Source organism: Curtobacterium sp. MCJR17_055 (genome assembly GCF_003224335.1).
In the GTDB taxonomy this organism is placed as follows: Bacteria; Actinomycetota; Actinomycetes; order Actinomycetales; family Microbacteriaceae; genus Curtobacterium.
In genome coordinates, this window is record NZ_QKLF01000004.1 from 325,140 (window position 1) to 337,677 (window position 12,538).

The 12,538-nt window shown below is 72.6% G+C and carries 12 protein-coding genes; 10 read left to right on the forward strand and 2 right to left on the reverse strand.

Annotated features, from left to right (window positions below):
* The first annotated feature begins 117 nt into the window (after positions 1–117).
* The 8 genes from DEJ16_RS11335 to DEJ16_RS11370 all read left to right on the forward strand — a co-directional run bounded on the left by DEJ16_RS11335 (position 118) and on the right by DEJ16_RS11370 (position 7,593).
* Positions 118–552 (forward strand): cytidine deaminase, encoded by a 435-nt coding sequence (locus DEJ16_RS11335; protein WP_258365952.1) that lies wholly within the window; start codon positions 118–120, stop codon positions 550–552.
* A gap of 2 nt (positions 553–554) precedes the next feature.
* Positions 555–1,841 (forward strand): thymidine phosphorylase, encoded by a 1,287-nt coding sequence (locus DEJ16_RS11340; protein WP_110824550.1) that lies wholly within the window; start codon positions 555–557, stop codon positions 1,839–1,841.
* 154 nt (positions 1,842–1,995) lie between these two features.
* Positions 1,996–3,108 (forward strand): adenosine deaminase, encoded by a 1,113-nt coding sequence (locus DEJ16_RS11345; protein ID WP_110824549.1) that lies wholly within the window; start codon positions 1,996–1,998, stop codon positions 3,106–3,108.
* 4 nt (positions 3,109–3,112) lie between these two features.
* Positions 3,113–3,562 (forward strand): PTS sugar transporter subunit IIA, encoded by a 450-nt coding sequence (locus tag DEJ16_RS11350; protein WP_110824548.1) that lies wholly within the window; start codon positions 3,113–3,115, stop codon positions 3,560–3,562.
* Positions 3,559–3,831, forward strand: a complete 273-nt coding sequence (locus tag DEJ16_RS11355; protein ID WP_110824547.1) for a PTS sugar transporter subunit IIB — start codon at positions 3,559–3,561, stop codon at positions 3,829–3,831. Before DEJ16_RS11350 ends, DEJ16_RS11355 begins: the two co-directional genes overlap by 4 nt.
* A 24-nt stretch (positions 3,832–3,855) precedes the next feature.
* The gene (locus DEJ16_RS11360) at positions 3,856–4,686 is read left to right on the forward strand and encodes a purine-nucleoside phosphorylase (protein ID WP_110824546.1); all 831 of its coding nucleotides are present in this window, start codon (positions 3,856–3,858) and stop codon (positions 4,684–4,686) included.
* 62 nt (positions 4,687–4,748) lie between these two features.
* Complete coding sequence (locus DEJ16_RS11365; protein ID WP_110824824.1) at positions 4,749–6,416, forward strand: phospho-sugar mutase; 1,668 nt, start codon at positions 4,749–4,751, stop codon at positions 6,414–6,416.
* A 226-nt stretch (positions 6,417–6,642) separates the two neighbouring features.
* Positions 6,643–7,593 (forward strand): hypothetical protein, encoded by a 951-nt coding sequence (locus DEJ16_RS11370; protein ID WP_146232868.1) that lies wholly within the window; start codon positions 6,643–6,645, stop codon positions 7,591–7,593.
* A gap of 143 nt (positions 7,594–7,736) precedes the next feature.
* On the opposite strand, the gene DEJ16_RS11375 is transcribed toward DEJ16_RS11370, so the two are convergent.
* Both DEJ16_RS11375 and DEJ16_RS11380 read right to left on the reverse strand, forming a co-directional pair.
* A complete protein-coding gene (locus DEJ16_RS11375) occupies positions 7,737–9,509 on the reverse strand; it encodes a biotin carboxylase N-terminal domain-containing protein (protein WP_110824544.1) in 1,773 nt (590 codons plus the stop codon).
* Positions 9,510–9,588: 79 nt separating this feature from the next.
* Entirely contained in the window at positions 9,589–10,404 is an 816-nt protein-coding gene (locus tag DEJ16_RS11380; RefSeq protein ID WP_110824543.1) for a nucleoside triphosphate pyrophosphatase, read from the reverse strand.
* A gap of 14 nt (positions 10,405–10,418) precedes the next feature.
* Here DEJ16_RS11380 and DEJ16_RS11385 point away from each other — a divergent pair, with 14 nt between their 5' ends.
* Both DEJ16_RS11385 and DEJ16_RS11390 read left to right on the forward strand, forming a co-directional pair.
* Positions 10,419–11,678, forward strand: a complete 1,260-nt coding sequence (locus DEJ16_RS11385; protein WP_110824542.1) for a class I SAM-dependent RNA methyltransferase — start codon at positions 10,419–10,421, stop codon at positions 11,676–11,678.
* Positions 11,679–11,804: 126 nt separating this feature from the next.
* A complete protein-coding gene (locus DEJ16_RS11390; protein WP_181419566.1) occupies positions 11,805–12,530 on the forward strand; it encodes a response regulator transcription factor in 726 nt (241 codons plus the stop codon).
* Positions 12,531–12,538: the final 8 nt, after the last annotated feature.

The window sequence follows — 12,538 nt, forward strand, 5'->3', positions numbered from 1 at the left end:
CGGCACATGACCGACACGAACGCTGCGGGACACGACGGGGTGGGGACCGACCCCGTGACCGGCGAGCCGGCCTGGACGGACCCGGCCACGACCCTCCCGGCCGACCCGGACGCACGGATCGACGGGAGCACGGCGGCGGCCGTCGACGGTGACGTCGACTGGGACGCGCTCCGCGAGGCCGCCACCACCGCGATGGGCCGCGCCTACGTGCCGTACTCGTCCTTCCCGGTGGGCGCTGCGGCACTCACCGACGACGGCCGGATCGTGTCCGGCTGCAACGTCGAGAACGCCTCGTACGGTGTGACCCTCTGTGCCGAGTGCTCGCTCGTGTCGCAGCTCTTCATGACCGGCGGCGGCAAGCTCGTCGCGTTCACCTGCGTGGACGGCGACGGGGCCACCCTCATGCCGTGCGGCCGCTGCCGGCAACTGCTGTTCGAACACTCGGCCGAGGGCATGCTCCTCGAGACCGTCTCGGGCATCCGCACCATCGACGAGGTCCTGCCGGACGCCTTCGGCCCCCGGACCCTCGTCACCTACCAGCAGGAGCACTGACCATGGCAGTCGAGCCCTTCGACACCGTCGACCTCATCCGCACGAAGCGCTCGCACGGCGCCCTCTCCACGCCGGAGATCGACTGGTTGGTCGACGCCTACACGCGCGGCTACGTCGGGGACGAGCAGATGGCCGCGTTCGCGATGGCGGTCTTCCTGAACGGCATGGAGCGTCGGGAGATCAAGGACCTCACCCTCGCGATGATCGCGTCGGGGGAGCGGATGTCGTTCGGCTCGCTCGGCAAGACCACGGTCGACAAGCACTCCACCGGCGGCGTCGGCGACAAGATCACGCTGCCGCTAGCGCCCCTCGTCGCGACGTTCGGCGTCGCGGTCCCGCAGCTGTCCGGGCGCGGCCTCGGCCACACCGGCGGCACCCTCGACAAGCTCGAGTCGATCCCGGGCTGGCAGGCCGCGATCTCGAACGAGCGCATGACGGAGATCCTCGACCAGGTCGGCGCCGTCATCTGCGCCGCCGGCTCGGGCCTGGCCCCGGCCGACAAGAAGCTCTACGCCCTGCGGGACATCACCGGCACGGTCGAGTGCATCCCGCTCATCGCGTCGAGCATCATGTCGAAGAAGATCGCCGAGGGCACCGCGGCGCTCGTCCTCGACGTGAAGTTCGGCTCCGGCGCCTTCATGGAGGACTTCGAGCAGTCGAAGCTCCTCGCACAGACGATGGTCGACCTCGGCAAGGACGCGGGCGTCGCCACCTCGGCGCTCCTCACCGACATGGAGGTCCCGCTCGGCCTGACGATCGGCAACGCCCTCGAGGTCCGCGAGTCCGTCGAGGTCCTCGCCGGTGGCGGCCCTGCGGACGTCGTCGAGCTCACGGTCGCGCTGGCGGCCGAGATGCTGCGTCTGGCGGGGCAGCCCGACGCCGACCCCGCGGCGGCACTGGCCGACGGCCGGGCGATGGACACGTGGCGCCGGATGATCGAGGCCCAGGGCGGCGACGCCTCGGCCGCGCTGCCGGTCGCCGCGGAGACCCACGTCGTCACCGCGACCGAGTCCGGTGTCCTCGCCACGCAGGAGGCCCTGCCCTTCGGCATCGCGGCCTGGCGCCTCGGTGCCGGTCGTGCCCGCGCACAGGACCCGGTGCAGGCCGGTGCCGGCATCGAGCTGCACGTCAAGCCGGGTGAAACCGTCACGGCCGGCCAGCCCCTGTGGACGCTGCACACCGACGAGCCCGCGCGGTTCGAGCGCGCGCTCGAGTCGCTCGAGGGCGCCTGGTCGATCGGGGACTCCGCGCCGGAGCGTGGTCCGATCGTCCGCGAGCGGATCCAGTAGCGACGCGACCAGCAGCCGGACGGGAGGCCCGCCACACGTGCTGTGGTGGGCCTCCCGTCCGTCTCGTCCACCGTGGGGACGCGGTGGTCCGTCGTCCACGGTCCCGTGGGTCCGCGACTGCGGTGGCGCGTCCGCGACCGGTAGCCTTGGACGCATGAGCGACGCCGCCACGACCTACCGCCTGCCCGACGCCGGAGCGGTCATCAACGACCTGCCGAAGGTCTCGCTGCACGACCACCTGGACGGCGGACTCCGTCCGGCGACCGTCATCGAGCTCGCGGCGACCGACGGGGTCGACCTCCCGACCACGGACCCGGCCGAACTCGCCACCTGGTTCGCTGACCAGTCGAACTCGGGCTCCCTGGTCGAGTACCTGAAGACCTTCGACGTGACCACCGCCGTCATGCAGACCGCCGCCGGGCTCACCCGCGTCGCCCGCGAGTTCGTCGAGGACCTCGTCGCGGACGGCGTCGTCTACGGCGAGATCCGCTGGGCCCCCGAGCAGCACCTGCAGCGGGGGCTCACCCTCGACGAGACGGTGGAGGCCGTGCAGGCCGGCATCGAGGAGGCGGTCGACGCCGCCGGCGGGTCCATCCGCATCGGGCAGCTCGTCACGGCGATGCGGCACGCCGGCCGGTCGATGGAGATCGCCGAACTCGCCGTGCGACACCGTGACCGCGGCGTCGTCGGCTTCGACATCGCCGGGGCCGAGGCGGGCTTCCCGGCCTCGAACCACCGGGCGGCGTTCGAGTACCTCGCCTCCGAGCTCTTCCCCGTGACGGTGCACGCGGGCGAGGCCGACGGCCTCGCCTCCATCCGGTCGGCGCTCGTCGACGGTCGCGCCCTCCGCCTCGGGCACGGCGTGCGCGTGTTCGAGGACGTCACCCTGACCGACGGCGGTGACGGGTCCATGCTCGCCACGCTCGGCGAGGTCGCATCCTGGGTGCGGGACCGCGAGATCCCGCTCGAGGTCTCCCCGTCGTCGAACCTGCAGACCGGTGCGGTCGCCGCGTGGGGCGACGACCTGGCCGACCACCCGATCGACGTCCTGTACCAGCTCGGCTTCCGCGTCACGGTGAACACCGACAACCGCCTGATGAGCAACACCTCGCTGTCGAAGGAGCTGGCGCTGCTCGCCGGCACGTTCGGCTACGACCTCGACGACCTCGCCGCGTTCCAGATCAACGCGGCGCTCGGGTCGTTCCTGCCGCTCGAGGACCGCGAGGAGATCATCGCCGCGATCACCGCCGGGTACGCGGAGGCCTGATCCGATGGGGCTACCGCCGCTGCCGGACCCGGCCGTCGTGCTCGGGGCGTCCGCGTCCTCGTGGCGGGACGCGCTGCGGGCGGTCGGCGGCGCCCTCGTCGCATCGGGAGCGACCACCGAGGCGTACACCGACGCCATGACCGCCATGGTCGAGGAGCACGGGCCGTACATCGTCATCTCGCCGGGTCTCGCGTTCGCGCACGCCCGGCCGGGGTCGAGCGTCCTGCGGGACGGCCTGGCGGTCGTCACCCTGGCGTCACCGGTGGTGTTCGGGCACCCGCACAACGACCCGGTGTCGGTCGTGCTCGGGCTCGCCGTCGCGGAGGTCGGCACACACCTCGAGTCGATCGGCGCGATCGCCAACCTGTTCAACGACCCCTCGGTCACCGGACGGCTCGCTGCCGCCGCCACGGCCGGCGAGGTCCGGGCCATCATGGGAGTGACGACGGCATGAAGATCGTGACCATCTGCGGTGCCGGCATCGGCGCGAGCGCCATCCTCAAGGTCAACGCGGAGAAGGCGCTCGCCTCGCTCGGACTGACGGCCGAGGTGGTCGCGGCGGACGTCGCGTCCGTGCGGCAGGTCGCCGACGACGCCAACGTCATCCTGACGAGCCAGGAGTTCGTCGAGACCATCGGGACGACGTACGCCGAGGTCATCGTGATCCGGAACCACTTCGACCAGAGCGAGATCACGGCGGCTGTGGACAGGGCGCTCGGGTAGGGGTCGGGCCGGTACGATCGGCGCATGGTCAGCACCGACAACCCCCTGAACGACCCCGCCGTGGACCCCTTCGACGTGGCGCGTGACGCCGCAGCCGTCATCGCGTCCCGGTCCGGCATCGAGCGGCACGACGTCGCCCTGACGCTCGGCTCCGGCTGGGGGAAGGCCGCAGACCTCCTCGGGGAGACCGTGTCCGAGATCCCCGCGGCGGACGTCCCCGGCTTCAGCACCTCGGCCGTGCCCGGACACTCCGGCACCGTCCGCTCCATCCGGCTCGCCGACGGCCGGCACGCGCTCGTCATCGGCGCCCGCACGCACTACTACGAGGGCCACGGCGTCCGTCGGGTCGTGCACAGCGTCCGCACCGCCGCCGCGACGGGTGCCTCGGTCATGGTGCTCACGAACGGCGCCGGTGGCATCAAGGAGACCTGGACGCCCGGCACGCCGGTCCTCATCAGCGACCACATCAACCTCACCGCCGACAGCCCGCTCGAGGGCGCGACGTTCATCGACCTGACGGACCTGTACTCGGCCCGTCTCCGCGCGGTGGCGAAGTCGGTCGACCCGTCCCTCGACGAGGGCGTCTACACGCAGTTCCGCGGGCCGCACTACGAGACCCCGGCCGAGGTCCAGATGGCCAAGGCGATCGGCGGCCACGTCGTCGGGATGTCCACCGCACTCGAGGCCATCGCCGCCCGGCAGGCCGGCATGGAGGTCCTCGGCTTCTCGCTCATCACCAACCTCGCCGCGGGCATCCAGAAGACCCCGCTGTCGCACACCGAGGTGCTCGAGGCGGGCAAGCAGGCCGAGCCCGTGATCGCGGACCTGCTCGCCCGCGTGGTGGCCGCGCTGTGACCCCCTACGACGGCCCGAGCGACGGTGCCCTCGCGGACGGCGACCTCGTCGACGGCGGCGACCTGGGGAACGGTGGCGTCCGGGGCGACAGGGACGCGCCGGACGTGCTGGCGACCGCCCGTGCGTGGATCGAACAGGACCCCGACCAGGAGACCCGCGCGGAACTGCAGGAGCTGGTCGACGCGGCGGACACGGACGAACTGACAGCACGGTTCGCCGGCCGGCTGCAGTTCGGGACCGCCGGTCTCCGCGCCGAACTCGGTGCCGGTCCGCTGCGGATGAACCGAGTCGTCGTCACGCAGGCGGCCGCCGGTCTCGCCCGCTTCCTCATCGACTCCGGTCGTGACCGCAGCGTCGTGATCGGGTACGACGGTCGCGTCAACTCGGACGTCTTCGCGCGGGACTCCGCCGAGGTCATGCGCGGCCTCGGGCTCGACGTCACGCTGCTCCCGAGCGCGCTGCCGACGCCGCTCGTCGCGTTCGCCGTCCGGCACCTCGACGTCGGGGCAGGTGTCATGGTCACGGCCAGCCACAACCCGCCGCGGGACAACGGCTACAAGGTGTACCTCGGCGGTGCGGACGCGGGCTCGCAGATCGTGCCGCCGGTCGACGCGGAGATCGCCGCCGCGATCGACGTCGTCGCCGCGGGGGACATCCGGTCGCTCGACCGGGCGACGGACTACACCGTCGCGGACCAGTCCCTCGTGCAGGCGTACGTGGACGCCACGGCCGCGACCGTGCCGGCCCCGCTCCTCGCGGTCGAGGCGCAGCCCTCCGTCGTCTACACGGCCATGCACGGCGTCGGGTGGGAGACGGCCCGGGCCGTGTTCACGCGTGCCGGTTTCCGCGAGCCCGCGGTGGTACCCGAGCAGATCGAGCCGGACGGTACGTTCCCGACGGTGTCCTTCCCGAACCCGGAGGAGCCGGGCGCGATGGACCTGTCGATCGCGCGCGGTGCCGAACTCGGAGCGGACCTCGTCATCGCCAACGACCCGGACGCCGACCGCCTGGCGCTCGCGATCCCCGACGGTGCCGGCTCCTACCGCCGGCTCTCCGGCAACGAGGTCGGCTGGCTCCTCGGCTGGCGTGCCGCGGCCCGTGCTGCCGCCGCCGGCTCGACCGGGGTCCTCGCCGCATCGATCGTCAGCTCGCCGGCGCTGTCCCGCGTCGCCGAACAGCACGGCCTCGGGTACCGCGACACCCTCACCGGGTTCAAGTGGGTCTCCCGTGTCCCCGACCTGCTGTTCGGTTACGAGGAAGCGCTGGGGTACCTCGTCGACCCGCAGGTCGTGCGCGACAAGGACGGCATCTCCGCCGCACTCGAACTGCTGTCGCTCGCGACCGAACTCGCTGCCGACGGGAAGACCATCGCCGACCAGCTCGACGCGTTCGCCGAGCGGTTCGGGGCGTTCTCCTCCGGGCAGGTCTCGACCCGCGTCGACGACCTGTCGCGCATCGGGGAGATCATGGCCTCCCTGCGATCGTCCACGCCGACGGAACTCGGCGGCATCACGATCACCTCGGTGACCGACTTCCTGGACGGCGTCGAGGGCTTCCCGCCGTCCGACATCCTGCGCTTCGACCTGGAGGGCGGGGCGCGGGTCATCGTCCGCCCGAGCGGCACGGAGCCCAAGGTGAAGGTCTACATCGACACCGTCGCGGACACGTCGGCCGAGGCCGGCGCCCTGACCGACCGCCTGGCGGCGGCGGTCCGCCCCCTCGTGTCGTAGCGCGCTCCGCACCGCGCACGCGCACGGTGCGGGTGAACCGGCACGCGGCGCACGCGCACAACGAGAACCCGCTCGAACCACTGGATCCGATGGTTCGAGCGGGTTCTCGTTGTGTCGGTGCGACCGGAACCGGGCTCGTCCTCCACGACGGGCGGCTTCCCCGCTGGTGTCCACAGGGTGGGTGGAGTCGATCGTCGCCGGACGGGCAGCGCACGAGGCTGCAGGGATGCAACGACTCCACATCATCAGGGGTGGCACTGCCGACCCCACCGGTCGACGAGGAGCCGACCTCGTCGCGGCTGCCGACCGAGGCGTCCTCGTCCGGCTCGCTCCCGGCAGGTACGTCGAGGCCGAGCGGTGGCGAGCGGCCGACGCCCGGACCCGTCACCTCGCCCGGATCGACGCGATCGACGACCGGATCGCGCAGCGGCTCGTCGTGTCCCACGTCTCGGCCGTCGCTCTGCACGGACTGCCCTGGAGCGGGGAACTGCCCGAGGTGGTCGACGTCATCGACCCGCACCGCGAGACCGCCCAGTCGCTCCAACTGCTGCGGAAGCACCCCGGGAAGGGGCGGGCGACGCGCGTCGTCCGGACCCCGTCCGGTCGGGCGGTCACGGACCTGCTGACCACGGTCGTCGACATCGCGCTGACGCAGGAGCTCCGGCGCTCCGTCCCCGTGCTCGACGTCGCGTTGCAACGTGGCACCGACCGCGCGGCGCTCCAAGCGGAACTCAGCTCCCGGTCCGCTGTGCACGGCCGGGACCGTGCGCGGTTCGCGATCGCGTTCGCGGACCAGCGCACTGGATCGGTCGGGGAGTCCATCGCCCGGGTCGCGCTGGACGAGGTCGGGGCACCACGGCCGCGACTCCAGGTCGACTTCCAGGACCGAGCGGGTTTCGTCGCGCGGGTTGACTTCTGGTTCCCCGACCAGGGCGTCGTCCTCGAGTTCGACGGCGCGGCGAAGTACCGGGACCCGGCGCTGCGCGCTGCCGGCCTCACCGCCGAGGACGTCCTCGTCCAGGAGAAGCGTCGCGAGGACCGACTCCGACTCGTCCCGGAGGTGCGGCGGGTCGGGCGGTTCGGCTGGGCGGAGACGCAGGACACGAGCCTGCTGCGGGCACTGCTCGTGGGCCTCGGCCTCCCGCTGGAGGAGCGACGGTTCCGGACGATCCGGTGAACGACGGCAGCGGCACCGCGGGGTCCCAGCGCGGATCGGCGCCGCACAACGAAGACCGCCCCGAACCACGGATGGCCGTGGTTCGGGGCGGTTCGTGTTGTGCGGGTCCGATCGGCGCCGCGGGGCACGCCGCGCGGCCCGCGCTACGCGAGCTCGAGCAGGACGTGCCCGGAGGAGACCGTCTGGCCCACGGGGGCGTTCAGCCCCGTGACGACGCCGTCCTTGTGCGCCTGGACGGGCTGCTCCATCTTCATGGCCTCGAGCACGACGAGCAGGTCGCCCTTGACGACGGTGTCGCCCTCGGCGACCGCGAGCTTCACGACGGTGGCCTGCATCGGCGACGCGACCGAGGAGCCCGACGCCGCGCGTCCGCCCTTGACGGCCGAGGACCGGCGCTTGGGCGGCGCGGAGGGGCCGGACGGACGACGGGCGCCACCGGAGCCACCGACGATCGACGGCATCGTGACCTCGATGCGCTTGCCCTGCACCTCGACGACCACGCTGTCACGCTCGCCGGGGACCGGGAGCTCTTCCGGTTCGCCGCTCCAGGCCGGGATCTCGTTGACGAAGTCGGTCTCGATCCACTGCGTGTAGATCGAGAACGGCGTGGCGTCGTCGGTCGCGAAGGCCGGGTCGCTGACGACCGCGCGGTGGAACGGGATGACGGTGGGGAGCCCGGCGACCTCGAACTCGGCGAGGGCGCGGCGGGAGCGCTCGAGGGCCTCGGCGCGGGTGGCGCCGGTCACGATGAGCTTCGCGAGCATCGAGTCGAACGAGCCGGAGACGACGTCGCCCGACACCACGCCGGAGTCGACCCGGACGCCGGGGCCCGACGGGGCGTTGAACACGTGCACGGGGCCCGGCGCGGGGAAGAAGTTGCGGCCCGGGTCCTCGCCGTTGATGCGGAACTCGAACGAGTGCCCGCGCGGGGTCGGGTCGGCGTAGTCGAGCGTGCCGCCCTCGGCGATGCGGAACTGCTCGCGGACGAGGTCGATGCCGGTGACCTCCTCGGACACGCAGTGCTCGACCTGGAGACGGGTGTTCACCTCGAGGAACGACACCGTGCCGTCGGCGCCGATGAGGAACTCGCACGTGCCCGCGCCGACGTAGCCGACCTCGCGGAGGATCGCCTTCGACGACGCGTACAGCCGCTCCTGCTGGGAGTCCGTCAGGTACGGCGCCGGGGCCTCCTCGACGAGCTTCTGGTGCCGGCGCTGGAGGGAGCAGTCACGCGTCGACACGACGACGACGTTGCCGTGCTCGTCGGCGAGGCACTGGGTCTCGACGTGGCGCGGCTTGTCGAGGTACTTCTCGACGAAGCACTCGCCGCGACCGAACGCGGCGATGGCCTCGCGCGTCGCGGACTCGAAGAGCTCCTCGACGGAGGCGCGGTCGCGCACGACCTTGAGGCCTCGACCACCGCCACCGAAGGCGGCCTTGATCGCCACGGGCAGGCCGACCTGGTCGACGAAGTCGAAGACCTCGGACACGTCCTGCACCGGCTCGATGGTGCCGGGGGCGAGCGGCGCCCCGACCTTCTCGGCCACGTGCCGCGCGGAGACCTTGTCGCCGAGGCGCTCGATCGACTCGGGCGACGGGCCGATCCAGGTGAGTCCGGCGTCGATGACGGCCCGGGCGAAGTCGGCGTTCTCGGCGAGGAAGCCGTAGCCCGGGTGGACGGCGTCGGCACCGGAGCGGCGGGCGACCGAGATGATCTTCTCGATGACCAGGTAGGTGTCGGCGCTCGTGGTGCCGTTCAGCGCGTAGGCCTCGTCGGCGAGGCGTGCGTGCAGGGCGTCACGGTCCTGGTCGGCGTAGACCGCGACCGAGGCCTTGCCCGCGTCGCGGGCCGCGCGGATGATGCGGACGGCGATCTCGCCGCGGTTCGCGATGAGGACCTTGCTGATGCGGGGCATGGAACATCAGCGTATTCGTGTGCCGAGGTCGTGTTTTGACCGGCATCCACAAGAAACCCCTCGGGATGCAGGTGGATGTCTACAGCGCCCAGAGGTCGTGCCAGGCGAGCCCGAAGCCCCGGAGGAGCATCGACCGGAGCACGGGGAGCGAGAGTCCGACGACCGCGGACGGTGTCCCGTCGATCCGCGTGATGTAGGCGGCCGCCCGGCCGTCGATCGTGAACGCGCCGGCCACCTCGAGGGGCTCGCCCGTGGCGACGTAGGCGTCGATCTCCGCCGGGGACATGTCGTCGGCGAAGGTGAGGACGGCGCTGTCGACCGCGACCACGCGGTCGCCGTCGACGACGAGTGCCGACCCGCCGGGCGCGACGGCGCCCAGCGACGGGACCGCGTCGGTCGACGCCGACGTCCCGGACCCGGTCCGCGCCGGTGCTGCGGGTCGGACGGGAGGCTCGTCATCCGCCCGCCCCGCGCCTCCCGGCCCCGACACGGCCGGTCCGCTGCCGGCCCGCCGGTCGATGACGCAGTGGCCGCTCCACAGCGTCCCGCCACCGGCGGCGAGCATCTGTCGCCAGCGCTCCCGGGCGACCTCCGGGTCGTGCGGCTTGCCGTACAGCTGCCCGTCGACCTCGAACGCCGAGTCGCCGCCGAAGACGATGCCGTCGAGCGGAGCCCCGCCGTCGACCGCCACCGAGCCGTCGGCGACCGCGGTGGCCTTGGCGACCGCGAGCAGCGCCACGAGCTCCGGTCCGGTGAGGTCCCGCCCGAGCCGCTCCCGTTCCGCGGCGCCCACCGCGTCCTCGTCGACGCCCGGCGACACGAGCACCGGCTCGATCCCGGACTGCGCCAGGAGCGCACGACGGGCGGGGGAGGTGCTCGCGAGGTACAGACGCATGGGAACATCGAACCATGGGTGAATCCGTCGGCACACTGCTCGAACTCGACGTCACCGGGATCGCCCACGGCGGCATCTCGGTGGCACGGCACGAGGGACGCGTGGTGTTCGTCACGGACGCCGTCCCCGGGGAGCGGGTCGTCGCCCGTGTGTCCGAGGACCGGAAGAAGTCGTTCTGGCGCGCTGACACGGTCGAGGTCCTCGAGCCGAGCGAGCACCGCGTCGACCACGTCTGGCCGGAGGCGGCCCTGGACCGTGACCCCGCCGTCCGCCCGGGCGGCGCCGAGTTCGGGCACATCGCCCTGGCCCACCAGCGGACCCTGAAGCGGGACGTCCTCGTCGACTCGTTCTCGCGGTTCGCCCGGGTCGACCTCGACGACCTGCTCGGCACGCCCGTCGTCGTGGAGTCGGCGCCCGGCGACGACGAGGCGGACGGCCTCGGGTGGCGCACCCGCATCCGGCTGCACGTCGACGCCGACGGCACGCCCGGCCCCTTCGCTGCGCGGTCGCACACCGTCGTCCCGGTCACCTCGCTGCCGCTCGCGACCGCTGCCGTGCAGGCGTCCGCACCGATCGCCCGCGGCTCGATGCCGGGGGCGGAGGTCGTCGACGTCCTCAGCCCGAGCGGCTCCGAGGGAGCCCGGCTCGTGGTCGACGCCCAGCGCCCGACCGTCGTGCACGAGGTCGTCGGCGACCGGACCTTCGCCGTGGACGACACCGGCTTCTGGCAGGTGCACCGGGCGGCGCCCGCCGTCCTCACCGCCGCCGTGCACGACCTGGTCGACCCCGCGCGCCTGGACCCGGAGGGCCAGCACCTCGACCTGTACGGCGGCGTCGGCCTCCTCGCCGCCGCGCTCGCCGACCTCGCCGGGCCGCGTGCCCGGGTCACGAGCGTCGAGAGCGCGACCCGGGCGACGGAGCACGCGCAGGAGAACCTCGCCGAGTGGATCGGTGCCCGTGCCGAGACCGGCCGGGTCGATCGTTGGTTGGCCCGCACGGTCGAGCACGCCTCGCGTCCGGAGCGTGACCGCTTCCGCGCCGGCACCGTGGTGCTCGACCCGCCCCGAGCCGGTGCCGGTCGGGACGTCGTGGTGTCCGTCGCGGCGCTGCAGCCGGCCCAGGTCGTCTACGTCGCCTGCGACCCGGTCGCACTGGCACGGGACGTGGCCACCTTCGCCGACCTCGGCTACCGACTGGAGGCCCTGCGCGCCTTCGACCTCTTCCCGCACACCCACCACCTGGAGGCCGTGGCCCGTCTGGTGCCGGTCGCCTGAGCCGGTCGGCGCATCCGGCCCGGCACTTCCGTCGCGGGGTACGAAGCTGACCCTGACCTGGGTATCCTTGGTGTCTGGACGGCCGTCGGGACAGGGCCCGGTGCGTCGTCACAACGAGAGGCAACCGTGGGAGACACCACCAGCACATCGACCGGCACGACAGGGACTGCCGGTCTCGGGACACGACCGGTCCGGGTCGCGGTCGTGGACGACCACGAGTCGGTCCGACTGGGCATCCAGGCCGCCTGCCAGAACGAGGGGTTCGAGGTGGTCCTCACCGCCGCGAGCGTCCCGGAGTACATCGCACAGCTCGGCGGACGCGAGGTCGACGTCGTCGTCCTCGACCTGTCGCTCGGTGACGGCTCGACGGTGACCGAGAACGTCAAGGGCGTGCAGGGCACCGGCTCCGCCGTCCTCGTGCACAGCATCGCCGACCGCGTCGCGAACGTGCGCGAGGCACTGGCGGCAGGGGCCGCCGGCGTCATCCCGAAGTCCTCCGCCACGAAGACCGTGATGGCGGCCGTGGCGACCGTCGCTCGTGGCGACGTCCTCAACAACCTCGAATGGGCGAGCGCGATCGACGCCGACCGGGACTTCGCGAAGGCGCAGCTCGGCCGACGTGAGCGGGAGATCCTGCACCTGTACGCATCGGGGCTGCCGCTCAAGCTCGCGGCCCAGCAGCTCGGCATCGGGTACTCGACCGCGCGGGAGTACCTCGACCGCATCCGCGTGAAGTACGTCGAGGTCGGCCGTCCGGCCCCGACCAAGGTCGACCTGCTCCGTCGTGCGGTGGAGGACGGGATCCTGCCGGGGCTCGACTCCGGCATCGACCCCGACGGCGATGGCCGCTGACGACGTCT

What these genes read in the sequence shown, in the direction of transcription:
- DEJ16_RS11340 (WP_110824550.1), top strand. Translation starts at nt 555, where the DNA reads ATGGCAGTCGAGCCCTTCGACACCGTCGACCTCATCCGCACGAAGCGC.
- DEJ16_RS11345 (WP_110824549.1), top strand. Translation starts at nt 1,996, where the DNA reads ATGAGCGACGCCGCCACGACCTACCGCCTGCCCGACGCCGGAGCGGTC.
- DEJ16_RS11350 (WP_110824548.1), top strand. Translation starts at nt 3,113, where the DNA reads ATGGGGCTACCGCCGCTGCCGGACCCGGCCGTCGTGCTCGGGGCGTCC.
- DEJ16_RS11355 (WP_110824547.1), top strand. Translation starts at nt 3,559, where the DNA reads ATGAAGATCGTGACCATCTGCGGTGCCGGCATCGGCGCGAGCGCCATC.
- DEJ16_RS11360 (WP_110824546.1), top strand. Translation starts at nt 3,856, where the DNA reads ATGGTCAGCACCGACAACCCCCTGAACGACCCCGCCGTGGACCCCTTC.
- DEJ16_RS11370 (WP_146232868.1), top strand. Translation starts at nt 6,643, where the DNA reads ATGCAACGACTCCACATCATCAGGGGTGGCACTGCCGACCCCACCGGT.
- DEJ16_RS11375 (WP_110824544.1), bottom strand. Translation starts at nt 9,509, where the DNA reads ATGCCCCGCATCAGCAAGGTCCTCATCGCGAACCGCGGCGAGATCGCC.
- DEJ16_RS11380 (WP_110824543.1), bottom strand. Translation starts at nt 10,404, where the DNA reads ATGCGTCTGTACCTCGCGAGCACCTCCCCCGCCCGTCGTGCGCTCCTG.
- DEJ16_RS11385 (WP_110824542.1), top strand. Translation starts at nt 10,419, where the DNA reads ATGGGTGAATCCGTCGGCACACTGCTCGAACTCGACGTCACCGGGATC.